Raw genomic sequence first — 25,654 nt, forward strand, 5'->3', positions numbered from 1 at the left:
GGCCCGGGTGCCGCCGGCGCTGGCCGAGCTGTGGGCCGACCGGGACCTCTACCCGCACGCCCACCGGGGCGCGTACACGGGGCTGGCCGCGACCGTGGACGCCGGGATCGACGGGCTGGCCGACGCGCTCTACGAACGGGTGCTGTTGCCCGAGGGCTGGGTGCCGTACCCGGACACCGCGCCGACCCTGGCGGCGCTGCGGGAGGCCGGGGTGAAGGTGGCGGTGGTCAGCAACATCGGCTTCGACATCCGGCCGTTCTTCGCCGCCTGGGGGCTCGACGGGCTGATCGACGCGTACGCCCTGTCGTACGAGGTGGGGCGCTGCAAGCCGGACCCGGGGATCTTCTGGCGGGCCTGCGGGATGCTCGGGGTGGACCCGGAACGGGCGCTGATGGTGGGCGACACCGCGGCCGACGCCGGGGCGGTGCGGGCCGGCTGCGCGGCACTGGTGCTGCCCGAGGCCGAGCCGGGCCGACCCAACGGGCTGGGTTCGGTGCTCGGCCTGGCCCTGCCGGCCTGATCCCGCCGGGGGCCGGTGGCGGCGCGGGGTGTCCGGTCGGCGGGGCCAGCGGCTCACCCCTGGTCACCGCAGCAGCCGGACCGCGCCCGGCACGGCGGTGACGGTCACCGGCAGGTCGAGGGCCCGCTCCCCGTCGGCGTACGTGGTGATGCCCTCGGCGGCCAGTTCCACCGTCCGGGCCCGGTGGCTGCTCACCAGCGGGTGCTGGACGTGGGTGCCCCGGTAGATGCGCGGCTTCACCCGGACCAGGGTGCGCCGGTCGAACCGGCCGCCGACCACCACGTCGAGCAGCCCGTCGGTCGGGTCCGCGTCCGGGCAGATCCGCATCCCGCCGCCGTAGCTGGCGCAGTTGCCGACCGCGACCAGCACCGCGTCGACGTGCAACGGCTCGCCGTCGAGGCGCAGCGTGTACCGGCGGGGGCGTAGCCGGGCCAGCTCGACCAGGATCGCCAGGTCGTACCGGCGGGGGCCGCGCGGGTGGCGCATCCGGTTGGCCCGCTCGTTGACGATCGCGTCGAACCCGGCGGCGAGCACCGCCCCGTACCAGCGGGGCGGGCCGTCCGGCCGGGTCATCCGGGCCAGGTCGACCGGGCTGGTCCGGCCGGCCCGTAGGGCGTCGACGATCGCCTCCGCGGCCGCGAGCGGGTCGGCGGGGAAGCCGGTGTCGGCGGCGAAGTCGTTGCCGGTGCCGGCCGGCACCACCCCGAACGGCACGGCCGTCGCGGCGACCGCCTGCAGTCCGCGGTGCACGGTCCCGTCCCCGCCCACCGTCACCAGCGCGGCGATCCCGTCGGCCAGCGCCGCGTGGCACGCCCGTTCCGCCTGGTCGGTCGTGCGCGCCTCCAGCAGGCGTATCGGCCGGCCCGCCCGGGCCAACCGCTCCAGCACGCCGGGCAGCAGTCCCCGGTGCCGCCCGCGGCCGGCCGTCGGGTTGGCGAGCACGGCGACGGGGCCCTCGGGATCCGGGCCGGGGGCGGTGCGGTCGGCAGCGGTCACGGCGAGCACCGTACCGCCGTGCGGGCGCCCCCATCATCTTCCTTCCTGCCCGAAATCCGCCCCGGCCCTTCGGCGCCGGTCCCACCGGCCGGCCCGCCGGGGATTGACTGCGGTGGGTTGCTGTGCTAAATGGCACGGGAATTGCCATGAAAACAGCGGAGACGGACCCATTGGTGCCACGAGACAGTCTGCTACCGGGGCGTGACACATTGCCTTTGGTCGTTTAATAATGGCTGCCGCTGATCCGTCAGGGTCGGGTGCGGGGTCACCGACGACGATCGAAGGGAAACTATTCCGTGAAGCGGGACCACTCACCCGTGCTGCCGGGCGACGGCGCCACCGACTACGCGCGCTACATGCGCACGGACACGCTGCTGGAGCTCCAGCGCCGCCCGGAGCAGATGATCCACCGCGACGAGCTGCTCTTCCAGGTGGTGCACCAGTCCACCGAGCTGTGGCTGAAGCTGGCGGGGGCCGAGCTGGCCGAGGCGGGCGCCCGGGTGGCCGCCGACGAGCCGGCGGCGGCGGAACCGCTGCTGGCCCGGGCGACGCTCGGGGTGCGGCTGATCACCGACCAGCTGGAGATGTTCCGGCACCTACCGCCGGCGGCCTTCCAGGCGATGCAACCGGCGCTCGGCACCGGATCCGGCGCCGAGTCGCCCGGCTGGCGCGGGGTGCAGGCCGGGAGCCGGAAGCTCGGCCGGGCCTTCACCGACCACCTCGCGCGGCGGGGGACCGACCTGTCGACGCTGCTCCGGGCGGACCCGACGGACCCGGCGCACCGGCTGGCCGAGGCCATGGTCGAGTGGGACGAGCGGGTCGCGTTCTGGCGGGTGCGGCACTACCAGGCCGCGATCCGGGTCGGCGGCCACGGCGTCGCCGGCACCGAGGGCAGCCCGGCCAACATGCTCGCCAGGCTGATCGACCACCGGTTCTTCCCGGAACTGTGGCAGGCGCGCGTCGCCCCCGCCGCGCCGGCCGAGGACATTCTCCACCCGGAACTGCCCTGAATAATCCCGCCGGCCCGAAATTCGCCGGAACGTCACCGTCCGTGTTTTACATAATTGTAATGTCGAGGTGCGGTTCGTGCGCGAGCTGACGAGCTGGCTGTCCGGTGGGGCCGATCCCGACAGTTTTCCCTACCTCCCGGTGACGGCGGAGTTCCACCGGACCGGCAAGCATTTCGTCGGAAAGGGGCTGCTAGCACTCCTCGACGAGGCGAGGGCGCACATCGCCGCCACCCGGGCGACCGGCGCCGGACCGGAGGACCCCGGCCCCGTCCGGCTGCTGCGCGGCTTCCTCGACGTCGCGCTCGACAAGTGGGACGGTCGGTACGACTACCGCAGCTACCTCGCGTTGCGCCTGCTCGGCCTGCCCTGCGGCGACGACCACGCCGGCGGGTCGGTGGCGGAGCGGGCCGCCACACGCCAGGGCCGCGACCGGCTCCTCGTGCACCTGGTCGCCGACGCACTGGCGTTCGAGCTGGCCGCCGCCGCCGGCACCACCGACCTGCTGCCCGAGCAGCGGCCCGGGCCGGCGCTGGTGGCCAAGCGCCACCGGCTGGGCGTCCGGGCCGTCTCCCCCGCGCTGTCCCGCCTGGGCCTGACCGTCGACGATCTCCAGCCGGCCACGGCCGCCGCGGCACTGCACGCCCTGGCCGCCGCCGACCGCAGCACCGCCGAGGAGCGGGCACTGCGGCTGAGCATGCTGCCGGTGTACCTGTCGCACGACGAGTACCTGTTCATCCGGGTGCTCCAGGCCTACGAGTGCGTCTTCGCCGGGCTCGCCGACGAGCTGCGCGCGACGATCGACGCGCTCGACGCGGGCCGGGCCGTCGCGGCGGCGGAACGGTTGGGGTACGCCCGGGACCAGCTCGCCTCGGCCGCACCCCTGTTCTCGCTGCTGGCGAGCATGCAGCCGGAGTCGTTCCGGACGTTCCGGGCGTACACCGAGGGGGCCAGCGCGATCCAGTCCCGCTCCTACAAGCTGATGGAGTCGCTGTGCCGTACCCCCGAGGGGTCCCGGCTGGACTCGGCCGCCTACCGGTCGGTGCCCGAACTGCGCGACCGGGTGCGCGCCGGGGGGCCGTCGGTCGACGCGGCGCTGCGGGCGGCCGTCCGCAGCGGCCGGCTGGCCGGGGCGGACCGCGCCCTGGTGGAGGGGCGGATGCGCGAGTTCGCCGCGACGGTGCTGCACTGGCGCCGCACCCACCACCGGCTGGCGGTCCGGATGCTCGGCGAGCGGCCCGGCACCGGCTACACCGAGGGGACCCCCTACCTGGCCGAGGTCCGGGCGATCCCGGTCTTCACCGCCGTCGCCGCCGACGCCGACCCGGCGGCCCCGTCCGAACCGAGTGGAGGCTGTCCCGAGTGAGCGCACCCGAACTGGAATCCGCGATCGGCGGGCAGCGGCGTCCCGGCGCCGCCGCGCACGCCGCGCTGCGCGCCGAGTTCCCCCTGCTGGAGAACTGCCTCTACCTGAACAACAACTCGACCGGCGCGGTGCCGCGGGCGGCGCAGGGCGTGCTCACCGGCTACTGGGACACGTTGCGCACCTGGCGGGACGACGCGTGGCAGGGCTGGCACGAGGGCCTCGACCGGTACGCCGACGGGCTGGCCGCGTTCATCGGCGCCCCGCCGGGCAGCGTGGTCACCGACGCGAACCTGAGCATCCTGCTCGGTCGGGTCGCGTCCTGCTTCGACTACCGCCCGCCGCGCGACCGGGTCGTCATCACCGACCTGGAGTTCCCGGCCGTGCCGTTCGTGTGGAACGCGTTCCGCCGCTACGGCGCCCGGCTCGACGTGGTCGGCACCGGCGGCCCCGACCTCGACGAGGACGCGCTCGTCCGGCGCATCGACGAGCGGACGCTGCTGGTGTGCGTGCCGCACGCCAGTTTCTCCTCCGGTGCCACCGTCGACCTGCGCCGCCTGGTCGCGCGCGCCCACGACGTGGGCGCCCTGGTGGTGGTGGACGCCTTCCAGAGCGTCGGAATCATGCCGCTGGACGTGACGGCCCTCGGCGTCGACGTCGTCCTCGGCGGCGCGCACAAGTGGCTGTGCGGGGTCGGCACGGCCTTCCTGTACGTCCGCCCGGACCTGACGCCGACCCTGGAGCCGGCGGCGACCGGTTGGCAGGCCGGTGACCGGGCGCTGACCTTCCGGCCGTCGACCGGCTGGGCGGCCGGGGCCCAGCGGTTCGCCGGCGGGACCCCGTTCCCACTCACCTCGCTGGTCTCCCAGGTCGGTCTGGACCTGCTGGCCGGCGTGGGCATCGCCGCGATCCGGGAGCACTCCCTGGCGTGCACGTCCCGGATCCTGGCCCGTGCCGGGGCCGCCGGCATCACGGTGGTCAGCCCGACCGAGCCGCACCGGCGCGGAGGCGTCGTGTGCCTGGACGTCCCGGACGGTGAGGCGGTCAAGCGGCGGCTGGCGGCGCGGGACGTGATCTGCAGCTGGCGGGGCTACCTGCGGGTCGGCCCGCACGTCTACAACACCCTCGACGAGGTCGACGCGTTCATGGACGCACTGGAAGAGGAGCTGGGCCAATGACCGTCACGCTGTCGCCGCGGGCACTGATGAGCCTGCTCGCCAACGGCACCAAGGCCATGGACGTGCTGGAGACAGCGCTCACCATGGGCCTGCTCGACGTGCTGGAGCCGGGTCCGGCCGTCCTCGGTGAGCTCGCCGAGAAGTTCGGGGTACGGCCGCTGCGGCTGTACAAGTTCCTGGACTGCCTGGAGAGCCTCGGGTTCGTCGAGCGGGACGAGCCCGGCGACGACATCACCACGGCCCGCTACCGGGCCGTGCCCGGGCTGCGTGACGCCGTGGCGGCGGTCGCCGGGCCGGACGCGATCGAACGGGACCGGGACCGGTACCCGTGGCGGCGGCTGCACGGCCGGCTCGCGGAGAGCCTGCGCGGAGACGCCGGCATGACCGAGGACGACTTCGCGTGGCCGCCGCGCGACGACGAGCAGACCGCCGCCTTCGAGCGCAGCATGGCCGTCGGCCTCGGCCCGGTGATCGAGACGGTCCACCGGCACGCCGACCGGTTGTGGCCGGACCGGCGGCGCCTGCTCGACGTCGGCGGCGGCGACGGCACGCTCGCCGCGCGGGTGCTCGACGACGCCCCGGGGCTGCGGGCCGACGTGTACAACCTGCCGGCGGTGGCACCGCTGGTGGAGCTGACGCGGGCCCGCTGTGGGCACCCGGACCGGCTGGGGTTCGTCGGCGGCGACTTCCTCGCCGAGCCGCTGCCGGGCGGCTACGACGCGCTGGCGTTCGTACGGGTGCTGCACGACTGGCCGAACGACGTGGCCCGCACGCTGGTCGAGAAGGCGTACGCCGCGCTCGCGCCGGGCGGGCTCCTGCTGATCTGCGAGGAGTTCCGCACCCCGGACCGGCTGGCGATGCAGTTCTTCTGGAGCTACTTCCTGATCGGCGTCGACAGCTGCGTCAGCCGGCTGCGGGAGGTGGAGTTCTACACCGGCCTGCTCGAGGAGGTCGGCTTCACCCGGGTGCGGGTGCTGCCCGGCGGCTGGGAGCTGGTCACCGCGTACAAGCCGCCGGACGCGCCGTGAGCCGGGCGGGGCGGGCGGCGGCGCGGCCGCCGACCGGGGGCGGGGGTGCGTTCGTCGTCGAGCAGCGGCTCACGGATGACGACCACCCGGCGGGAGACAGCGCCGCGTGACACGTCGTTCGTCGGCGGGAACCACACGCCGCCGGCGAGCGACTATCGGTACATGCGGTGTGAGCAGTGGCGGGAGATGCTGTCGGCCCAGCTGGACGGGGAGGAGACCCCGGCCGAGCGGGCCGCGGCCGAGGGGCACCTGGACACGTGCGGTGACTGTTCGGCCTGGTTCGACGCGGCGGCGGCGGTGACCCGGCGGGCGCGTACCCGGTTGGTGTCGCCGGGGCCCGACCTGGCCGACGCGGTCCTCGCCGCCGTTCCGGCCGGGGCTTCCCCCCGCCGGTGGACGCCCGTCTGGCGGGGCCGGCTGGTGGCCGGGTTGCGGGCCGCGCTGGGCCTGGTCGGCGCCGTGCAACTGGTGCTCGGGCTGACGCAGGTCGGCCGGGGCACGGTCGTCGCGCACGCGCACGCCACCGGCCAGCACCTGTGGCACGAGTCGGCGGCGTGGAACGTCGCCGTCGGCGCCGGGTTCCTGTTCGTCGCGGCGCGGCGGTTCCCGCCCGCTGGGGTGCTGCCGATGCTCAGCGCCTTCGTCGCGACGCTGGTGCTGCTGTCGGTGAACGACCTGATGACCGGCCAGGTGGCCGCGTCCCGGCTGGTCAGCCACGGTTTCCTGGTGGTCGGCTGGGCGCTCACCGTGCTGCTGTCGCGGCCCCGGCTGCGCCCGGGTGGTCCGTCGCCGGGGCAGGGACGGTCGCGGGCCTCCCGCTGGCGGGTCGAGCCGGACCAGGCCGAGCAGCCCGCCCCGCTGCGCCTGGTGCCACCGCAGCCGTACGCCGCGCAGGCCAGCGACCGCCGGGCCGCCTGAAAGGCCGGCCCTCGGCGGTGCCCGGGGGCTCAGCCGGCGCTGGTCGGACGGGCCGGGTGGGCGTCCGCGGCCTCCGGGGGCTCAGCCGGCGCTGGTCGGGCGGGCCGGGCAGGCGTCGGCGTGCCAGGCGGCCACGAGGTCCTCGCGCGCCCGTGCCACCCGGGAGCGGATCGTCCCGACGGGGCAGCCGCACACCTCGGCGGCCTCCGCGTAGGACAGGCCGACCACCTGCGTGGCCACGAACGCCAGCCGTCGCTCCGGGGCCAGGGCGGCGATCAGCCGGTGCAGGGCGACACCGTCGTCGGCCGCGGGCTCGACCGCGCCCACGCCCTCCGCCGCCGTGCGCCAGTCCGGCAGGGACGCGGTACGCGGGCGGGTCACCGCCGCCCGGACGTGGTCGACGGCGACCCGGCGGGCGATGGTGAACAGCCAGGTGCGGGCCGAGGAGCGGCCGGCGAAGCCGGGCAGGCCGCGCAGCGCCCGCAGGAACGTCTCCTGGGTCAGGTCGTCGGCCTCCCCCGGCCCGGCGAGGTGGGCCAGGAACCGCCACACCGGGCGTTGCAGGGCCCGGACGAACGCCGCGGCGGCCTGCTGGTCGCCCTGCCCGGCGAGGCGTGCCCAGCGGGTCACCTGCTCGTCGTCGGCCTCCGCGGTCACCACCGCCGGCCGCCCGACCCGAGACGGGTGGCCGCGCCCGCCCGGCGGTGCGCTTCGGCGGTGCTCACGCGGACCGGTGCGGCCCGCGGCGCTGTTGCGTTCACGTGGTCTGTCTCCCGGCCCGGCTCCGGCGGCTGACGCCTCCCACCAGCGGTGGGAGGGCGGTCTCCGCGCGCCGCCCCGGTGCGGCGCACCACTGTTTGTCGGTCGCGGGACCGGAAAAGTTCCCGGTGCCACGCGGCGGTCGGTGCGACGGGGACGGGCGGGCCACTCCCGCGTGGGAGCGGCCCGCCCGTGTCCGACCGACGTCGCTCAGTCGTCGCTGTCGTCGTCGCTGTCGTCGTCGTCATCGTCGTCGGCGTCGACCGGCTCCTGCTCGGCCTTGACCACCGCGCCGTCGTTGCGGTCGACGTCGACCTCGTGCTCGGTCTGCCCGTCGACGATCTCGACGCTCCACACCTGACGGCCGTCCTCGTCCTCGGCCTCGACCTCGACGATCCGGCCGCCACCGGCGCGCGCCAGAGCGATCTCGCCGGCCCGCCGCTCGTCGATGCTCCCGCCGGCGGGCGAGCCGGTGGGGGGCGGCGTCGCCGTGCCGGCGGGAGAGCCGGTGGCGGGCGCACCGGTCGCCGGCGCCGAGGTGGGGACGTCCGGGCTGCCGGTCGCCGCCGGGGCCACGGTGGCGGCGACCAGGGCGGTCGGTACGGCGCGGTCGTCGGCGGCGGTGACGCCGAGGGCGACCCCGGCCACCGCCAGCATCGCCGCGCCGCCGACGGACGCCTTGATCAGGGAGTTGCGCTTCATCTCGGTGCACCTTTCCTCGGTTGCTACGTCGAGGATGGGCCGTGGCGGGATAGCGGCGCGCTGCACGAACGCTAAGGCCCGGTTAAGGCCGCCTGCGGGGCCAGCCACAGGCGCACCTCGGCCCCGCCGCCCGGTGCGGTGCGTAGCTCCAGCCGGCCGCCGCCGGCCTCCGCCACCCGGCGGGCGATGTCCAGGCCCAACCCGGTGGACCCGGCCGGGCTGGCTCCCCGACGTACGGTGGCGGCCGGCATGCCGGTGCCCTCGTCGGTCACGACGAGAACCACCCCGTCGGAGTCGCGGGCGAGACGGACGGTGAACGCGGTGCCGTCCGGGGTGTGCGCGAACACGTTGCCGAGCAGCGCGTCGAGGGCCGCGGCCAGCTCCTCGGCGGGCACCGCGACCGGCAGCGGCCCGGGATCCAGGTCGCGGCGGACGTCCCGCCCGGTGTCCTCGGCCAGCACCGACCAGAACGCCACCCGGTCGGCGACCACCGCCGCCGCGTCGCCGCCGGTGGCGGCCGGTGACCGGTCGCGGCGGGCCTGGCGGATCAGGCCGGTCACGGCCCGCTCCAGCCCGTCCACCGCGGCGGCGATCCGCGCCGCCTCCTGCGGCTCGCGCAGCGACTCGGCCTCCAGCCGCAGCGCCGTCAGCGGGGTACGCAGCCGGTGGGAGAGGTCGGCCACCTGCTCGCGCTCCTGGGCGAGCAGGACCTGGATCCGGCCCGCCAGGTGGTTGAGCGCGCCGGCCACCTCGCGCAGCTCGGCCGGGCCGGCGGGCGTCACCCGGGCGTCCAGCTCGGCGTTGGCCAGCCGGTGCGACACCGCGGACAGCTCGCCGATCGGCCGGACCAGGGTGCGGGCCAGCCGGTCGGCGACCAGCAGCCCCAGCAGCACCAGCAGCACCCCGAGCAGGGCCAGCACCAGCCAGGCCCGGGTCACCCCGGCGGTCAGCTCGGCGCGCGGCACCACCGTCCGGATCACGCCCGTGCCGTCCGGCCGGCCCTGCACGGCGATGACCACCTCGCGTCCCTCGTCCGACTCCGCGGTGAGGCTTCGCCCTCGTTCGGCCAGGGCCACCGCCGGGGTACGTGGGACGGGCGTGCCCAGCACCGTGTCGCCGGGCAGGAACACGCTGACCGGCCGGCCCGACTCCGCGGCGAGCTGCTCGGCGGTCAGCCGGATGGTCGCGGCGTCGGCCGTACCCACCACCGGCACCAGGCTCTGCGCGTCCGCGGTCGCCCGGATGGTGGCCCGGTCCTCGGCCACGTCCCGCACCAACAGCGCCAACGGGACCAGGAAGGCCACGAGGGTGAGCACGCTGACCGCGGCGGCCAGCAGCGCCAGCCGCGCCCTCACCCGGCACCGCCCGGGGACTCCAGCCGGACCCCCACCCCCCGCACCGTGTGCAGGTAGCGGGGCTGCTGGGCGCTCTCACCCAGCTTGCGGCGCAGCCACGACAGGTGCACGTCAACGGTCTTGTCCGCGCCCCCGTACGGGATCTGCCAGACCTCGGTGAGCAGCTCCCGCTTGGTGACCACCTCGCCGGGCCGGGCGGCGAGGTGGTGCAGCAGGTCGAACTCGCGCGGGGTCAGCTCGACCGGCATGCCGTCGAGGGTCACCTGCCGTGAACGCGGGTCGACCCGCAGCCCGCCCACCGCCAGCGTCAGGTCCTGCGCCGCCTGGCCCGCGCCGCGCCGGAGCACCGCGCGGATCCTCGCGTCCAGTTGGGCGGCGGTGAACGGCTTCACCACGTAGTCGTCGGCGCCGGCGTCGAGGACCCGGACCAGCTCGGTCTCGTCGTCGCGGGCGGTCGCCACGATGATCGGCACCGCGCTGACCGCGCGCAGCATCCGCAGCAGGTCCCGCCCGTCGAGGTCGGGCAGGCCCAGGTCCAGCACGACGAGGTCCGGCCGGTCGTCGAGGGCGTCGCGCAGACCCGCCATCGCGGTGGACGCGGCGGCCACGGCGTGACCCCGGTCCCGCAGCGCCCGCGCCAACGGCGTCCGGATGGTCAGGTCGTCCTCGATGAGCAGCAGGCGGGGCACAGGATGCAGGCTAGCCGCCGGGACCGCCGCCGGCCGGTTCCTTAACCCTCTCTTAGCGTCGACCGGCGCTCCCGCCAACCTTCGATCGGGGATAGTCGGGGGATGCGTCGTCGCCGTGCCCTCGCCTTCGCCGGATGGCTGGCCACCGCCGTGCTCGCCACCCTGGTCGGGGTGGCCGCGATCCGGCTGGTCGGGGAGAGCATCACCGGAACCCCGGGCGGGGTGCACAGCCAGCGGGACGTCGAACGGGCGCTGGCCTCGCCGCAGCCGAGCACGGCGGTCCCGGGCGGCAGCCCGTCCACCGGGCCGGGCGCGCCGTCGGCGACCGCGTCGCCGGGGGCCGGCGCGCGTCGGTTCTTCGCGACCGCCGGCGGCAGCGCGGTGGCCGAGTGCGCCCCAGGCGGGGTGCGACTGGTGTCCTGGGCGCCCGCGCAGGGCTACCGGGTCGGCGAAGCCGACCAGGGCCCGGACGACGACGTCGAGGTCACCTTCATCGGGTCGGGCGGCGAGCACGAGCTGAAGCTGCGGTGCGTGGCCGGCGAGCCGGTGGCCGTCGCCGACGACTGATCCGGCGACGGCCACCCGCGGATCTCGGTCAGCCGTGGTGCTTCTGCTGGCAGGGCACGCAGAAGCGGGCGTGCGGGACGACCTCCAGCCGCTCCGGCGGGATCTGCGCCCCGCACTTCTCGCACGCACCATAGCGACCGTCCTCGATGCGGTGCAGGGCGTCGACGATCCGCTCCAGGCTCATCCGGGTCGCCGCGATCAGCGCGGCACGGGTGTGCGCCTCACCCGGGTCGCCGGTGTCGGCGGTCAACTCGGTCAGCCGAACCGTCTGCGCCGCGTGATCGTCGGTCAGTGTCGCGCGCAGGTCGGCGAGCCACTGCTGGCCGCTGAGGCGCTGGATGTCGGTGCTCATGTCGCGTCCTTCCGGAAAAGGGTAAAAGAAAAGGGCCGAAGCCGGAAGCTTCGCCCTGGTGGCCGTACCCGTCGGAGATATCCCGGCGGGGGGGGCCACGCCCGCTGGGGAGCGGGCTCGGCAGCCCGTGGATGGGGGCGGCGCCGAGCGACGGCGCGCCCGCCGGGCGGGTGGTCACCCGCGTGTGACGGCGGCAGCCGGCAGCCGGCGACGCCGTCACGACGGTGACGGTGACGCGGGCGAGCGGGGCGGCCGATGGCATGGAGCCACCATAGGCCGCCCCGCCGCAGAACCCAACCAGGTTGCTCGCCGGCCGTCCCGGCCCAGGCACGGCCCGCCTCGCCCTGCCGGTGGTAACGCCGGTCATGTTCAGATCGGGTCGACCCGGCCCAGCCGCCAGTAACCCATGAACGCCACCGCCCGCCGGTCGATTCCCCGCTCGGCGACCAGGTGCCGGCGCAGCGTACGGATCACACCGGCCTCACCGGCCAGCCAGGCGTACAGCGGCCCCGGCGGCACCGAGGGCGACACCTCCCAGAGGAAGTCCCGGTCGACGTCCACGTCGGCGATCGACGCCCGCCCGGACGGCAGGCCCGCCATGGCCGGTGTCCGGCCGGGCAGCAGGCTCGTCGCCGCCGCGGCGACGGCGGGGACCAGGCGGCTGCCGTGCGGACCCCCGTCGCGGGGCAGCCAGGCGACCTCGACGCCGGCCGGGGTCGGTACCGACAGCGCATCGGCCCGCTCCGGCACCTCCAGCACCACCCGGCCCCGGGCGTCGGGTGAAAGCCGTTCCAGGATGGCGCAGATCGCGGGCACGGCCGTCTCGTCGCCGGCCAGCAGCAGGTGGCCCGTCGCCGGAGGCCGGAACTCGATCCCGCCGTGCTCGCCGGGGTAGCCGGCGTCGGGGCCGAGCAGGGCGGCCTCGTCCCCGGGCCGGACCCGGTGGGCCCACCGGCTGGCCGGACCGCCGTCGCCGTGCAGGACGAGATCGATGTCGACCTCGGCCAGGTGCGGCCGGGCCGCCCGGACGGTGTAGGTACGCACCGGGCAGCGCCGGTTCTCGGGCAGGGCCCGCCACCTCACGTGCCAGTCGGCGCCGACGGGGAGCTGGACCCCGCGCTCCCCGGGCAGCGGCAGCGCCAGTTTGACCCGCTGGTCGTAGCCGTTGTCCGCGAACCGGTCCAGGTCGGGGCCGGTGAAGGTGACGCGGAGGAACGAGGGGCTGAGCCGGCGTACGGCACGGACCTCGACGGCGAACAGGCGCCACGGCGCGATGGGCAGGGTCTCGGTCATGACACCCTGCGCCGGCTGCGGCTGGACGTGATCAGTCGACACGAGGTTAGGCTAACCTAACGGCGCGACCGGGTCTCAGGGCGGTGCGGCCTTCCCCCCTTCGGGCGAGGGCCAACGCCCTGACCGGGCCGGACGATGCCCGCCGGCGGGTCACCCGAGCGCGGCGTCCCGGTCCAGGAAGAGCAGCTGGGCCCGCTTCTCCGGCAGGTCGATCTGCGGCCCCGGCACGAAGCCCGCGCGGGTCAGCCGGGCGATCGCCTTGTCGTTGCGCGCGTCGGGCTCCGCCACGATGCGCCGGCGGCCCGGGTCGGCCAGCACGAAGGCGAGGAAGGCATCGAGCAGTACGGCAGTGAAGCCCCGCTCGGTACCGCCGTCCGGCGGTCCGATCATCAGGTGGATGCCGAAGTCGCCGGGACGGACGTCGTAGCACTCCCCCACCGGGTCGGCCGCCGGCTCGTACGTCTGGAACAGCGCCACCGGCCGGCCGTCCCGGTGGACCAGGTAGGCGTGGTGGGTGGCGAGCGAGTCCAGGTACTCGTAGATCTCCAGCACCCGCTCGCGGCTGGCGTCGCGCATGCCCCAGAACCGCGAGCGCTCCCGGGTGACCCAGTCGTGGATCACGTCGATGTCCTCGGCCGGCCGCACGGGCCGGATGGTCACCTCGCCGAAGCCGTCGATGTGACGCGAGCGGGAGGTCGGGGCAGTCGTCATGTCTCTCCTCGATGGGGCCGGCGCCCAGGCCGTCGGGCGCACGCCACGGTCCACAGTCTCCCGCCCGGCCGGCCGCGACCACCGACGGGGTGGCCGGCTCCGGGGAGCCGGCCACCCCGCGTCGCAGGGGGCGGTGGGTGCCTACCGCCAGGTGTCGGTGCTGGTCCGGGTGCCGCTGGACGGGGTGGTGAAGGTGCGGTTACCGCCGTTCTCCCAGATGACGGCGCCGGCCGCGGTCTTCTTGATGTACTTGTACTCCACCGCCGTGTTCGGCGGCAGGTTCAGCGTGGCCCGCCAGACCGGGTAGTCGGCCGAGGAGAGCGCGACGGCGTTGGCCGGGTTCCAGCCGCCAAGGGCGGCGATGTTGCCGACGACGTAGACGTTCTGGCCGTAGGAGGTGGTGACGGTGGCGTGGAACGAGGCGGCGACCTGCCCGCCGGTGTCGGTGTCGCCGCGGAAGGTCTCGTTCACCGTGTAGGTGCCGCCCGCCGGGGTGGTGAAGGAGCGGTTGGCGCCGCTCTCCCAGGTGACGGCGCCGGCCCCGGTCTTCTTGATGAGCTTGTACTCCACCCCCGTGGACTGCGGCAGGTCGATCACCGTCTGGTACGTGTTGCCGCCCTGCGCGGTCAGCTTGACGGCGTTGGCCGGGGCCCAGGAGCCGAGGGCGGGGATGCTTCCGACGACGTAGACCTCCTGGTCGGCGGCCGGGGTCGCGGCGACGGTGAAGGTGGTGGCGACCTTGTCGGTGGGGATGACCGTCGGGGTGACCGTGGGGGTGACCGTGGGCGACGGGGTGGCGCCGCCGGGCCGGGCGTTGACGTGGATCGCGACCGCGTTGTTGGCGGGGATGGACACGGTGGCCCGGCCGCCGGAGACGGTCACCGTGCCGCCCGCGCAGCCGGACGCGGTGGCGGGTCCGGAGACGACGTCGCAGTACTGGCCGTCGGCGAGGCCGGTGACGAACGTGGCGGTGGTGGCGCTGCCGGAGTCGTTGACGCCGAACCAGGCACGGTCGCCCCGGTGGAAGCCGATGACGTTGCTGTTGACGGTGGTGAAGTCCGACACGCTCTTGACGGAGCGGGCGGCGTTGGCCCAGCCGACCATGCCCTTGACGCCGGTGGACTGGGTCAGGCAGTTCCAGGCGCCGCCACAGGCGGTGTCGGTGACGTAGCCGCTGCCGTTGGCCGGCGGGGACTGGTTGCGGGCGTTCCAGGAGAAGCTGTCGTAGACCGACGGCTTGCCGTGCGGGTAGGCCAGGGCGAAGTAGTTGGCCAGGGTGTAGTCGGTGCCGTTCTTGTAGGACAGCACGACCCCGTCACGCTCAAGGTCGTGGTTGGTGACCATGGAGAAGACGTTGGCGCTGGGGGCGTCGAGATTCCAGCTCGGGATGTTGGCGAGCGTGGAGATCGAGCCCTGGAAGGCGGACTTGAGGCCCTTGGCGTACCCGAAGTCGAGCACGTCGCCGTTGCCGATGAACGCCCGCGCCTTGAGCGCGTCGTTGCTGGCGCCGTCGAAGATCTCCTGCGCGATGTACGGGCGCTTGTTCTCGGCCACGGTGTTGTGGAGCTTGCCGAGGAGCGCCGCGAAGTCGTCCTTCTTGATGTGCTTGACCGCGTCGACCCGGAAGCCGTCGACGCCGAGGCCGATCATGTCGTTGAGGAAGCCGGCGATCTTCGTACGGACGCTGTCCTTCTCGGTGTACAGGTCCGTCAGCTGCAGCAGCTCGCAGTTGGTGACCTGGGCCTCGTTGTTCCAGTCGTTGATGCCGCCGCTGGTCGGGCAGTTGTCGCCCGGCCGGTGGAAGTCCCCGTTGCCGTAGGGCACGGCCGGAAAGCTGTAGCCGGGGCCGGAGAAGTCCGTGCCCGCGTACCCGACGATGGACTCGTCGTTGTTCGCGCCGGCCATGTGGTTGACGACCGCGTCGACGTACACCCGCACGCCGGCGTTGTGGCAGGCGGTGACCATCGCGGCGAACTGCGCGCGGGTGCCGAACCGGCTCTCCAGCTTGTACGACACCGGCTGGTACACCTCGTACCAGGGGTACGCGCCGTCCTTGCTGTTGGGCAGGCTCACCGACTCCTGCGGCGGCGCGACCTGGACCGCGCCGTACCCGGCGGGGCCAAGGTGGTTGGTGCAGGCGGCGGAGACGGACGGCCAGTTCCACTCCCACAGGCTGGCCGTCACCTCGCTGTCGTTGAGCCCGGCGGCGGCGCGGGCGGGGGTGGCGGCGGTGGTGGTCGCGATCGCGGCCGGCACGACCAACGCGGCGACGGCGGCGGCGAGCAGCAGGCCGCCGGCGCGGCCACTCAGGGGTGACCTCAAACGTTTCATGACAGGTGAACCTTCCTCCGGGGGTCGAAGAGGCACTGTGGATGGACGGCCGTCCAGGTAGCAAGACGATGCGGTATGGATGAAAGACTTTGCAAGACCTTTCGGCAAGATTTTTGAAACCTGCCGGCAATACTCCACCCGGCGCGACCCCTCCCACCGCGCTCCCCGCACATCCCCCCTGCCCACTTCGGAGGGCAGCCCTCGCGCTGGAGGGAATTGCTTGACGCGCCCGGAGAGATCAGCGCAAACTTGCCGCAACAACTTCCAGCACTTGCGGCAGCTTGCACGGCCCTGTCGCCGCCACGCCGCACGCTCCGGCCGGCGTCGTTCCCCGCCCGGAGTGCGCCTCAGCCGGTGCGGTGCGCCCGCCGCAGCAGCCAGGCGGCGACCAGGCCACCGGCGAGGACGGCGACCGCGCCCACCGTCTGCCCGGACTCCGACGCGGCGCGGAAGGCGTCGGCCACCTGTGCCCGTTCCGCGTCGGTCCGGGCGGCGGCCAACGCCGTCGGGAACGACCCGGCACCGGCCAGCGCGGCGGGCAGCAGGGCCGCGAACCGGGCGTTCAGCACGGCGCCCAGGACGGCGACGCCGAGGCTGCTGCCGACCTCCGTCATCGTGCCGTCCACGCCGGCGCCCGCGCCGGCCTTCTCCGGAGGGATCGCGCTCAGCACCGCCTCCACGATCGCCGGGTTGGCCAGGGCGCAGCCGGTGCCCATGGTGAGCAGGCCGGCCAGCAGCACGCCGTAGCCGTCCCCCGGGCCGTGGGTGACGAACAGCAGGCCGCCGCAGAGCAGGGTCATGCCGACGGCGATGGCCCCGGCCGTGCCGAGCCGGTGGATCACCCGGGCGGCGATGCCGGCGAGGTTGAGCACGACGATGGACAGCGCGAACGGCACCATCCGCAGTCCGGCCTCCCAGGCCGGGTACCCGCGCACGAACTGGAGGTGCTGGGTCAGCAGGAACAGCGCGCCGGTGGCGCCGAAGGTGATCAGGACGACCCCGGAGACCGCGCCGACGAAGCGGCGGTCCCGGAAGAAGCCCATGTCCAGCATGGGGTGGGCGATCCGCCGCTCCCACCACACGAACGCGGCGAGCAGCAGCACTCCCCCGACGGCCGCGCCGAGCACCGGGGCGGAACCCCAGCCCCGGTGGGGGCCGGCGATGATCGCGTACACCACGGCGGTGAGACCGGCCGTGGACAGCACCACCCCGCCGAGGTCGAGGCGACCGCCGGACGGGTTGCGGGACTCCGGCACCAGGAGCCCGGCGGCCACCAGGCAGACCCCCACGATCGGGACGTTGACCAGGAAGATCGCCTCCCACGGGAAGCGGGCGAGGATGACCCCGCCGACGGGCGGCCCGGCCGCGAAACCCAGCGCGCTGGCCGCCGCCCAGATGCCGATCGCCCGGGGCCGCTCGGCGGCGTCGAAGACCTGCATCGCCACGGCGAGGGTAGCGGTGACGAGCAGGGCGCCGCCGATGCCCATGCCGGCCCGGGCCGCGATGAGCTGCCCGGTGGACTGGGCCAGCGCCGCGGCCAGCGAGCCGGCCCCGAACAGGACGAGGCCGGCCAGCAGCAGCCGGCGCCGGCCGTACCGGTCGACGGCGCTGCCCGCGGTGAGCAGCAGTCCGGCCTGGACCAGCGCGTACGCGTTGATGGTCCACTGCACGTCGGCGGCGCTGGCGCCCAGTTCGGCGGTGAGCACGGGCACCGCCACGGTCAGCACCGTGTTGTCGAGCACCACGGTGACCTGGGCGAGGCAGAGCACGGCGAGGATCAGCCACCGGGTGGGCAGCGGACGGGCGGGGACGGGCAGCGTCCGGACCGCGGTTTCGGACAGGCTCATGGCGCTCCCGGGCGGAAGGGACGGTTCCGTTTCACGCACCCCTCCCGTAAGGTCGACCTAAGTTAGGGGAGGGTAACCTAAATGGAGCGGTTGTGGGAGCCTGCCTCGCCGCGTGCGCCGCACGCCCGGACGGCCGGCATCCGTCGCGACGCCTGGGGCGTGGCGCACCTGTGGGCCGACACCGTGGACGAACTGGCCGGGCTCCAGGGCCGGGCGGCGGCGCTCGACCGGGCGTGGCAGATCGAGGTGGAGCGGTGGCGCTCCGAGGGCCGGCTCGCCCAGCACGTCGGGCCCGCCGAAGTCAGCTGGGACCGATTCGCCCGCCGGGCCCGCCTCGACGACACCGCCCGGCGCTGCTACGCCGGGCTCGACCCCGCCACCCGGCGCTGGGTCGCCGCGTACGCCCAGGGGGTCAACGACGGGCTCGCCGAGGGGGCCGCCCGGGCCCCGGAGTTCGCGGCGGCCGGCTGTGCCCCCGGCCGGTGGCGGCCGTGGTCCCCGCTCGGCGTCTTCCTGGTGCAGCACGTGCTGTTCTCCACCTTCCCGAACAAGCTGTGGCACGCGCACGTCGCCGCCACCCTCGGGCCGACAGCGGCCGGGCTGTTCCGCGCCGAGCCGCCGGCCGGTTCGGGCAGCAATGCCTGGGCCGTACCCGCCGACCCGGCCACCGGGCGGGGCCCGGTGATCGCCGGCGACCCCCACCGAATCCTCGAACTACCCGGCATCTACCACCAGGTCCGGCTGGCCTGCCCCGAGTTCGACGTGCTCGGGTTCGCCTTCCCCGGCGTACCCGGCCTGCCGCACTTCGGCCACGCCGGCGAGGTGGCCTGGGCGGTGACCAACGCGATGGCCGACTACCAGGACCTCTACCGGGAGCGGCTGCGCCGCGACGGCGACCGGGTCCTGGTACGCGAGGCCGACGGCTGGGGACCGGCCCACCGCCACGTCGAGCGCATCGGGGTACGCGGCGGCGACCCGGTGCCGGTCGAGGTGATCGAGACGCCCCGGGGCCCCGTCATCGACGAGGACCGGCACACCGGCGAGGCGATCAGCCTGCGCACCCCCGCCCGGGTCGAGCAGCGCCTCGGCTTCGACGCGCTGCTGCCGCTGCTGCGGGCGCGGACCGTCGAGGACGTCGCCACGGCGCTGCGCCACTGGGTCGAGCCGGTCAACAGCGTGCTCGTCGCCGACCGGTCGGGGGCGGTCGCCCAGCTCGTCACCGGCCTCGTCCCGGTCCGCGACGAGCGGTGCCGGCGGGAACCGGTGCCCGGCTGGGAGCCGCGCTACGACTGGACCGGCGAGTACGCCCCGATGCCCCGGACCCCGGTGACCGGGCCGGCGGTCTGCGCCAACGACCGCCGGCCCGACGTGGCGGCGCTCGGCGTCGACTTCGCCCCGCCGCACCGCGCCCGGCGCATCCACACGCTGCTGGCGGCCGGGGCCGAGCCGTCCACCGTGCACACCGACGACCGGCTGGAGGCCACCGTCCTGCACGGCGCGCTCGACCGCCTCGACGCCGACGCCCTCAGCGCGCCGGCCCGAGCGCTGCGTGACCGGTTGACCGCCTGGGACGGTCGGATGGGCGCCGACAGCACCGACGCCGGCGCGTTCGCCGCCTGGCGGGCGGCGCTGGCCCGAGGGCTGCACGAGCACCCTCGGCTGCGCCCACTTCGCGCCGAGAGCGCGTACGACGAGCTGTTCGCGGCGTGGACCAACCCCCTGGGCCGCATCGGCCACGCCCTCGACGCCGTGGTCGCGGGGCTGGACCGCCTCGGCGTCGACGTGGGGCCCGTGGCCTCCGCCGCGCTGGAGGAGGTGGCGCACGGCGACCCGCCCGGTACCTGGGGGCGGCGGCACGTCCTGCACCCGGTGCACCTGTCGGTGGCCAAGGAGGTCGACGTCGCGGTGGAGGAGATGCGCGAGCGCGTGGCGCTCTCCGGCGACGGCGACTGCGTGCTGGCCACGAGCAGCGTCCCCGGGGTCTCCGACGCCTGCTGGCGGGGCCCGGTCGCCCGCTACGTCTGGGACCTGACCGACCGGGCGGACAGCCGGTGGGTGGTGCCGTTCGGCGCCTCCGGCCGCCCCGGCGACCCGCACTTCGACGACCAGCTGCCCCTGTGGGCCGCCGGGGAGCTGATCCCGGTGGTCACCGACTGGGCGCAGCTCACCCCGGAGCAGGAGCCGAGCCACCCGTGACACACCAGGTCACCCGCGCCGTGGGGCCCGCGCCGGCGCGGTCTCTCACCCGGGCCCGGTGCGAGGCCGACCACTGCGCGCCGGCGGCCGGCTGAGCCGGATCGGGCAGAAAGCTTCAGGATGATCTGATGGGTCGAAGGGTATCGACATCGACTCTCGTGACGGTATAGCGTGCCCGTCATCGTGATCGTCGATCGACGGGGCCCCCGTCCTTCACCGAGGAGTGCCGTGGCCACCTCCCCCTCCGCCACCCTGCGGCGTCGCCGCCTGCTCGGCCTACCCGCCCTGCTGGCCGCCGCGTTCACCGTCACCGCCCGGCCCGCCCCGGCCCGCGCCGCCGGGCAGGCCGAGTGCCTGGCCGACTTGATCCAGACATCCTGATACCCACGGCCCCCTGGCTCGCCGACGTGCTGCGGGCGGCGGGCGGGCAGGTCGTCAAGGAGGGCGACTGACGCAACCGGGCGCGCCGGGCGACTTCGCCCCGATCGGGGTGCTGTGGCACCACACCGCGTCCACCTCATCGCCGACGCATCCGGCTCACCCGGATCGTCTGAGGCCACCGCAGGGGGGGTGGGTGAGGCGTGCGGCCCGGACCGGCGGCACGCCTCACTCCTGCCCCAACCAGGTGCGCAGCGCCCACCACCAGCGCACGGTCTGCGGGACCGGCCACCGGCCGCCCGGCTCGGCCAGCGTCGGCGGCAGCCCGGCCAGCTCCTGCAACCGGCGCAGCCGGTAGCGCACGGTGTTCGGGTGCAGGTGCAGGGCGGCGGCCGTCAGGTCCAGCCGTTGCCCGTGGTCCAGGTAGGCCAGCGCGGTCGAGGCGATCTGCCGGTGGAAGTCGTCGGCCGGGTCGAGGGCACCGAGCAACTCCCCGCTGACCAGCCCGGCCAGCTCCGGCTGGGCGGCCAGCGCGGTCTCGCCGGCCAGGTCGACCACCCCGTGCAGGCCGCGCAGCCCGGCCCGGGCGGCGACCCGCAGCGCGGCCACGCACAGCCGGTGCAGGGCCGGGGCCTCGGCCAGCGGTCGGGCCGGGGCGGCCACCACGAGCACGGCGGCGTCGGCCAGGTCGGCGGGCGGCAGCCGCGGGGCCAGGCCGGCGAGCCGGTCGTCGACCGTGCCGAAGACTCCCCCGCCCCCGCAGAGCTGCCGCCGCACCACCGGGATCCGGGCCGGGTCGGTCAGGTCGGTGACCACGCAGTGGTACCGGCCGTCGGGGCGCAGCCCGAACCCGGCCAGCTCGTCCGGCCGGCCGTCGGCCGCCTCGTCGAGCAGCAGCCGCCGCAGCAGCCGGTTACGGGCGTCCCGCCGGGTGCGGACCAGTTCCAGCTCCGCCGTGTGATGGCCGTCGACCAGGGCGCGCTCCAGGGCGCTGGCGTACCGGCCGAGCTCCAGCAGGGCCTCCAGCAGCGCGGTGTCGGGTATCCCGGCGGCCCGGCCGCGGTCCAGCGCGATCTCCACCACCTTCTGCCGGCCCGCCTGCACCCCGCGCAGCAGGCCCGCGACGGAGACGCCCTGCCCGGCCCGGTCGGCGCCGAGCCGACGCGCCTCCGCGAAGTCCCGTTCGCTGGGCTCCGCCAGGCGCTGGAAGGAGGCCAACCCGGCGGCCAGCAGGGCCGCCACGTGCCGACGGTTCTCCGCCGGCGGCAGCCGCGCCACCTCCGGGGAGTGCACCCGGGCGGCCTCGACCATCTCGTCCACGACCTGCCGGTCCGCGGCCAGCTCGCGCAGCAGCGCACCGAGGGGCCCGGTCCGCTCCGTCAACGCCATCGGCCCGCTCCCCCCGCCACGGCCACTGTGGCCCGTCCACAACGGCCCGGCCCGGTTTTGGCTCCCGTCGCCTACCGGGAGTCCGGCTTCGGTTGGTTTCCTTCTGTTACCGCAAGGTAACACCGCGTTCCGCGCCGCGGAACGCCACACCACGGCCGCCCCACCGTCCAGGAGCAGTCCATGACCGCAGCACCGTCCGCGCCCGCGCGCGCCCACCGTCCCGATCCACGCCGGTACGGCGCCCTCGCCGCCGCCCTCGCCCTCGCCCTCACCGCCGCGCCCGCCCCCGCCGTCGCCGCCCCCGCCGCCGCCGGGCCGGCGGAGGTGATGTTCGTCGGCAACAACTGGGAGGGCACCGTGGACGTCATCCGCCCGCGCGGCGACTACGCCCGCCTCGGCCGGATCAACGTCGTCCCGGACAAGCAGCAGCGGCTCTGGGAGATCTACCTCAACCCCATCAAACTCGCGTTCTACCTGGGCATCCAGCAGGGCCCCGGCGAGGGGCACGACCAGCTCGTCGACGACATGTACACCACCCCGGACGGCACCGCGCTGGTGGCGTCCCGGCCCAGCTTCGCCGACGTGGTCTCGATCGACCTGAGCACCGGGGCGGTGCGGTGGCGGTTCCCGGTGTCCGGGTTCCGCTCCGACCACATGGCGGTGTCGCCGGACGGCACCCGGGTCGCGGTCTCCGCCTCCACCTCGAACAAGGTGCACGTCCTCGACATCAACACCGGCCGGCAGGTCGGCTCGTTCGACGCCGGCGACAAGCCGCACGAGAACCTCTTCACCGGCGGCGGTCGGCACATCTGGAACATGTCCATCGGCGAGGTGAACACCTCGCTCGACGACCCGTCGCAGGACTGGACCAAGGGCGACCGGCACATCACGGTCGCCGACGCCGCCACCTTCCAAACGGTGAAAGAGATCGACATGCGGCCCCGGCTGGACGCCTTCGGCCGCGGCGATCTCTCCGACGCCGTCCGGCCCGCGGTGTTCACCCCCGACGAGCGCAAGCTCTACTTCCAGGTGTCGTTCTTCAACGGCTTCGTCGAGTACGACGTGGCCACCGACAAGGTCACCCGGGTCGCCACCCTGCCGAAGAACCCCAACACCAGCGAGGACCGCACCACCTGGGTCAACGACTCCCGACACCACGGCATCTCGATCAGCCCCGACGGCGCGAAGCTCTGCGTCGCCGGCACGATGGACGACTACGCCACGGTCGTCGACCGGGCCACCCTCGCCCCCGGGCCGCTGGTCGTGGCCAGCAAGCCGTACTGGGCGACGGTGAGCGGGGACGGCCGCGACTGCGTCATCTCCGAGTCGGGCGCGGACCGGGTCACCGCGATCAGCTTCGCCACCGGCCAGAAGGTGGCCGGCGTGCCCGTCGGCGACCACCCGCAGCGAATCCGGATCGGCCGCCTGCCGAGCGACTGGACGCCGCCGACCGTCCGATAGGCCCGGCGCACGGTGCGGCCCGGCCGGTGGTCCGGCCGGGCCGCACCGTGCTGTCGTCCGGTCAGCCGCCGAGGCTCGCGGCGCCTGCGGCGATCGCGGAGGCGAAGTAGCTCACCTGGGTGTAGACGCCCGGGTAGTTGGGGCGGGCACAGCCGTTGCCCCAGCTGACGATCCCGACCTGGATCCAGGCGTTGCCGGCGTCGCGGCGGAACATCGGGCCGCCCGAGTCACCCTGGCAGGTGTCGGTGCCGCCGCCGGCGTAGCCGGCGCAGATCTCCTCGGCCGGGATGATGTCGCCGCCGTAGTTGGAGTTGCAGACGGAGTCGCTGACGAACGGCACGGTGGCCTTGAGCAGGTAGCGCTGCTGCGCGCCGCCCTCCCGCGCCGCGCCCCAGCCGGCGACGGTGAAGGTGCCGCTGTCGTACGCGCCGCTGGTGGCGATCGGCAGGGTGGCCAGGGTGGTGACCGGGGTGGCCAGCCGGATCAGCGCCCAGTCCTTGCCCGCGCCGTTGTAGCCCGGGGCGCGGTAGACGTAGTTCGACCGGACGGTGATCCGGCTGCTGGACTGCAGGTCGACCGCGCCGAGCGTGGCCGTGATGCTGGTGTTGGTGCCCGTGGAGCCCACGCAGTGCGCGGCGGTGAGGACCAGCCGCGGGCTGTAGAGCGCCCCGCCGCAGCCCATCGAGAGCCGCACCATGAACGGGAACTCGCCCTGGGTGGCCGGGGTGCCGCCGACGACGTTGGGGGTGATCGTGTCGTCGGGCGCCGCAGCGGCGGGTGCGGTGAGGGTGAGGCTGCCCGCGGTCACCGCGGCGAGCGCGGCGGCCAACAGGCCGGTGAGGGTGCGCCAGCGAACCATATGTTCCTCCGCATCGGGGGACCGGCGCGCCGGTGGACGCACCGTCGTCGAGATGACGGAAATTCTATTGACGGATATGTATTTCTGATCATCCTCTCCGGGTCATACGACGGCGCTATTCACCCGTCGGGCCGGGGCCTACGGTGGGCGGCGCGACCGTGCCAACCGAGCCGTCCGGCCCAACCACCCGTCCGGGCCGGACCGGCCCGAGCACCGCGGGCAGTCGCTCAGCCGGCACCGAAGCAGACGAAGGCAGCCGCCGTGGCCGCGGCGGAGCCGTCGCCGGTGGCCACGAACGCGGCCTGGGCGTCGGCGAGGGCCCGGGCCGGCCGGACGCCGGCGCGCATTCGCCGGTGCAGGTCCAGCATCAGTGCGGTGGTGAGGTCGGCCGGCACCGGCAACACGGTCGCCACCAGGCACCGGGTGCCCAGCGCCAGCAGCACGGCGGTGAAGCCCAGCACCTCGTCGCCGGGGCGCACCCCGGACAGCCCCGAGTCGCACGCGGAGAGCACCACACAGCCCGGCGGACGGGGCAGCCGTTCCAGCTCGTACGCGAGCAGCGGCCCGTCGGCCAGCTCCAGGCCGGAGAAGAGCGGGTTGTCGGCCCGGAACGTGCCGTGCGCGGCGATGTGGGCCAGCCCGGCGCCGTCCAGCGCGGCGGTCAACGCGTCGGCGGTGGCGTCCGCCCCGGCCAGCAGCCGAGAGCCGGGCAGTTCGCGGGCGAGCAGCCCGACCTCGGTCCGCGCGGCCGGCAGGCGCGGGCCCGCCGCCAGCACCGCTGCGCCGTCGGGCGCCGCCCGGCCGTCCGCCCGCAGCCAGGCCGCGGCCGACGGGGCCACCGTCACCGGGCGCCCGGCGCAGGTCGGCAGGCCGGACCACGGGACCGCGTGCAACGCCGCTGTCGGGACGAGCACCAGGGGGCGGTCGCCCAGCCGCCGGCGCAGCGGGTCGAACAGCTGCCGGTCCAGCGCCGCCGCGGCGTGCCCGACGCCGGCCCGGGCGGCCCCGGTGTCGCCGGTGGTCACCAGCCGGCGCAGGCCGAAGCGATGCCGCCGGGCCTGCTCCACCGCCTCGGCGAGCGGACCGAGGTCGTGCAGGCTGGCCCGACCGTCGCGAACCAGCACCGCCCGCAGGTGGTTTCCGTGCGCCACCAGCTCCACCAGCACGCGCGGGCCGAGCCGGGCGGCGAGCGCCGCGACGCCCGGCGGGGCCGCCACGTCACCGCCGCCGGGCACGCGCCGGGCCAGGTCCCGGATGCGCTGTTCGAGCCGGGCCTGTCGGCCCCGCAGCGCGTGCGTCGGCCGGCCCGCGAGCAGGGCGTCCTCCAACAGGCTGCTGACCAGGCGAAGCTCGCTGAGCACCGCCACCAGGTCCGGATCCTCGGGCGGCAGCGCCGGCCGGGTGCGCAGGGCGTTGGCCCGCCACCGCTCCGCCCAGGCCAGGACCCGGCCGGGGGCGCCGGACCGGACCGCGAGGTCCAGTCCCTCGGCGGCCAACTGCTGCCCGTACGCCCCGCTGTGCGCCCGCAGCTCGGTGGCGCCGAGCGAGGCCCGGTGGCTGTCCAGCACGGCCAGTCCGCGCCGCAGCGCCCGGGCGGCGGAGCGGTCGTCCCCGGCGAGCCGATGCGCCAGCGCCAGGGCGTACCACCCCTGGGCCCGGCCCGGCGCGGTGCCCCGCCGACGGGCCCTCGCCGCCCGGCCCAGCAGGGTCGCCGCCTTCTCCGTGCGGCCGAGCGCGGCGGCCAGCCGGCCGGCG

Annotated in this window: 23 protein-coding genes; 10 read left to right on the forward strand and 13 right to left on the reverse strand. The window is 75.2% G+C overall.

The window, feature by feature from the left end; translation table 11 throughout:
* Positions 1-520: HAD family hydrolase (locus tag ABT023_RS26155; RefSeq protein WP_350889046.1), on the forward strand; the 520-nt coding region annotated here is incomplete at its 5' end.
* Positions 521-583: 63 nt separating this feature from the next.
* On the opposite strand, the gene ABT023_RS26160 is transcribed toward ABT023_RS26155, so the two are convergent.
* A complete protein-coding gene (locus ABT023_RS26160) occupies positions 584-1,516 on the reverse strand; it encodes a diacylglycerol kinase (protein ID WP_502890763.1) in 933 nt (310 codons plus the stop codon).
* 296 nt (positions 1,517-1,812) lie between these two features.
* Between ABT023_RS26160 and ABT023_RS26165 the strand changes: the two genes are divergently transcribed.
* The 5 genes from ABT023_RS26165 (at position 1,813) to ABT023_RS26185 (ending at position 7,010) form a co-directional block, all read left to right on the forward strand.
* Positions 1,813-2,526, forward strand: a complete 714-nt coding sequence (locus ABT023_RS26165) for a tryptophan 2,3-dioxygenase family protein (protein WP_350889048.1) — start codon at positions 1,813-1,815, stop codon at positions 2,524-2,526.
* 67 nt (positions 2,527-2,593) lie between these two features.
* Complete coding sequence (locus ABT023_RS26170) at positions 2,594-3,889, forward strand: tryptophan 2,3-dioxygenase (RefSeq protein ID WP_350889049.1); 1,296 nt, start codon at positions 2,594-2,596, stop codon at positions 3,887-3,889.
* Positions 3,886-5,064: an aminotransferase class V-fold PLP-dependent enzyme gene (locus ABT023_RS26175; RefSeq protein ID WP_350889050.1), complete on the forward strand. Its 1,179-nt coding sequence runs from the start codon at positions 3,886-3,888 to the stop codon at positions 5,062-5,064. The genes ABT023_RS26170 and ABT023_RS26175 overlap by 4 nt, the downstream gene beginning before the upstream one ends.
* Positions 5,061-6,092 (forward strand): methyltransferase, encoded by a 1,032-nt coding sequence (locus ABT023_RS26180; RefSeq protein ID WP_350889051.1) that lies wholly within the window; start codon positions 5,061-5,063, stop codon positions 6,090-6,092. The genes ABT023_RS26175 and ABT023_RS26180 overlap by 4 nt, the downstream gene beginning before the upstream one ends.
* A gap of 162 nt (positions 6,093-6,254) precedes the next feature.
* Positions 6,255-7,010 carry a zf-HC2 domain-containing protein gene (locus tag ABT023_RS26185; RefSeq protein ID WP_350889066.1) on the forward strand — a complete coding sequence of 252 codons (756 nt, stop codon included), beginning with the start codon at positions 6,255-6,257 and terminating at the stop codon, positions 7,008-7,010.
* Between the two features lie 81 nt (positions 7,011-7,091).
* On the opposite strand, the gene ABT023_RS26190 is transcribed toward ABT023_RS26185, so the two are convergent.
* The 4 genes from ABT023_RS26190 to ABT023_RS26205 all read right to left on the reverse strand — a co-directional run bounded on the left by ABT023_RS26190 (position 7,092) and on the right by ABT023_RS26205 (position 10,515).
* Positions 7,092-7,667, reverse strand: a complete 576-nt coding sequence (locus tag ABT023_RS26190; protein ID WP_350889067.1) for a sigma-70 family RNA polymerase sigma factor — start codon at positions 7,665-7,667, stop codon at positions 7,092-7,094.
* Positions 7,668-7,979: 312 nt separating this feature from the next.
* Positions 7,980-8,471, reverse strand: a complete 492-nt coding sequence (locus ABT023_RS26195) for a PepSY domain-containing protein (protein WP_350889052.1) — start codon at positions 8,469-8,471, stop codon at positions 7,980-7,982.
* A 71-nt stretch (positions 8,472-8,542) separates the two neighbouring features.
* Positions 8,543-9,826 carry a sensor histidine kinase gene (locus ABT023_RS26200; protein WP_350889053.1) on the reverse strand — a complete coding sequence of 428 codons (1,284 nt, stop codon included), beginning with the start codon at positions 9,824-9,826 and terminating at the stop codon, positions 8,543-8,545.
* On the reverse strand, positions 9,823-10,515 hold the full coding sequence (locus ABT023_RS26205; protein WP_350889054.1) for a response regulator transcription factor: 693 nt from the start codon (positions 10,513-10,515) through the stop codon (positions 9,823-9,825). Before ABT023_RS26205 ends, ABT023_RS26200 begins: the two co-directional genes overlap by 4 nt.
* A gap of 102 nt (positions 10,516-10,617) precedes the next feature.
* On the opposite strand from ABT023_RS26205, the gene ABT023_RS26210 reads away from it, so the two are divergent.
* Positions 10,618-11,082 carry a septum formation initiator gene (locus ABT023_RS26210; RefSeq protein ID WP_350889055.1) on the forward strand — a complete coding sequence of 155 codons (465 nt, stop codon included), beginning with the start codon at positions 10,618-10,620 and terminating at the stop codon, positions 11,080-11,082.
* A gap of 28 nt (positions 11,083-11,110) precedes the next feature.
* Here the strand turns inward: ABT023_RS26210 and ABT023_RS26215 are convergent, their stop codons facing one another.
* The 5 genes from ABT023_RS26215 to ABT023_RS26235 form a co-directional block, all read right to left on the reverse strand.
* The gene (locus tag ABT023_RS26215) at positions 11,111-11,434 is read right to left on the reverse strand and encodes a TraR/DksA family transcriptional regulator (RefSeq protein ID WP_350889056.1); all 324 of its coding nucleotides are present in this window, start codon (positions 11,432-11,434) and stop codon (positions 11,111-11,113) included.
* Between the two features lie 369 nt (positions 11,435-11,803).
* On the reverse strand, positions 11,804-12,727 hold the full coding sequence (locus ABT023_RS26220) for a siderophore-interacting protein (protein WP_350889068.1): 924 nt from the start codon (positions 12,725-12,727) through the stop codon (positions 11,804-11,806).
* A gap of 150 nt (positions 12,728-12,877) precedes the next feature.
* Entirely contained in the window at positions 12,878-13,438 is a 561-nt protein-coding gene (locus tag ABT023_RS26225) for a GNAT family N-acetyltransferase (RefSeq protein ID WP_350889057.1), read from the reverse strand.
* A 141-nt stretch (positions 13,439-13,579) separates the two neighbouring features.
* Positions 13,580-15,769: a carbohydrate-binding module family 20 domain-containing protein gene (locus ABT023_RS26230; RefSeq protein ID WP_350889058.1), complete on the reverse strand. Its 2,190-nt coding sequence runs from the start codon at positions 15,767-15,769 to the stop codon at positions 13,580-13,582.
* Between the two features lie 347 nt (positions 15,770-16,116).
* Positions 16,117-17,616, reverse strand: coding sequence for an MFS transporter (locus tag ABT023_RS26235; protein WP_350889059.1), 1,500 nt, complete (start codon positions 17,614-17,616; stop codon positions 16,117-16,119).
* Between the two features lie 81 nt (positions 17,617-17,697).
* Between ABT023_RS26235 and ABT023_RS26240 the strand changes: the two genes are divergently transcribed.
* Positions 17,698-19,812, forward strand: coding sequence for a penicillin acylase family protein (locus ABT023_RS26240; protein ID WP_350889060.1), 2,115 nt, complete (start codon positions 17,698-17,700; stop codon positions 19,810-19,812).
* Between the two features lie 228 nt (positions 19,813-20,040).
* Complete coding sequence (locus tag ABT023_RS26245) at positions 20,041-20,193, forward strand: hypothetical protein (RefSeq protein ID WP_350889061.1); 153 nt, start codon at positions 20,041-20,043, stop codon at positions 20,191-20,193.
* 225 nt (positions 20,194-20,418) lie between these two features.
* On the opposite strand, the gene ABT023_RS26250 is transcribed toward ABT023_RS26245, so the two are convergent.
* Positions 20,419-21,579: an RsbRD N-terminal domain-containing protein gene (locus ABT023_RS26250; protein ID WP_350889062.1), complete on the reverse strand. Its 1,161-nt coding sequence runs from the start codon at positions 21,577-21,579 to the stop codon at positions 20,419-20,421.
* A gap of 180 nt (positions 21,580-21,759) precedes the next feature.
* Between ABT023_RS26250 and ABT023_RS26255 the strand changes: the two genes are divergently transcribed.
* Entirely contained in the window at positions 21,760-23,040 is a 1,281-nt protein-coding gene (locus ABT023_RS26255; RefSeq protein ID WP_350889063.1) for a YncE family protein, read from the forward strand.
* A 61-nt stretch (positions 23,041-23,101) separates the two neighbouring features.
* Here the strand turns inward: ABT023_RS26255 and ABT023_RS26260 are convergent, their stop codons facing one another.
* Complete coding sequence (locus tag ABT023_RS26260) at positions 23,102-23,899, reverse strand: S1 family peptidase (RefSeq protein ID WP_350889064.1); 798 nt, start codon at positions 23,897-23,899, stop codon at positions 23,102-23,104.
* Positions 23,900-24,126: 227 nt separating this feature from the next.
* Positions 24,127-25,654, reverse strand: a 1,528-nt coding sequence (locus tag ABT023_RS26265; RefSeq protein ID WP_350889065.1) for a CHAT domain-containing protein, incomplete at its 5' end; no start/stop codon positions are given.

This window comes from Micromonospora sp. NPDC002296, from assembly GCF_040296145.1.
GTDB lineage: Bacteria > Actinomycetota > Actinomycetes > Mycobacteriales > Micromonosporaceae > Micromonospora.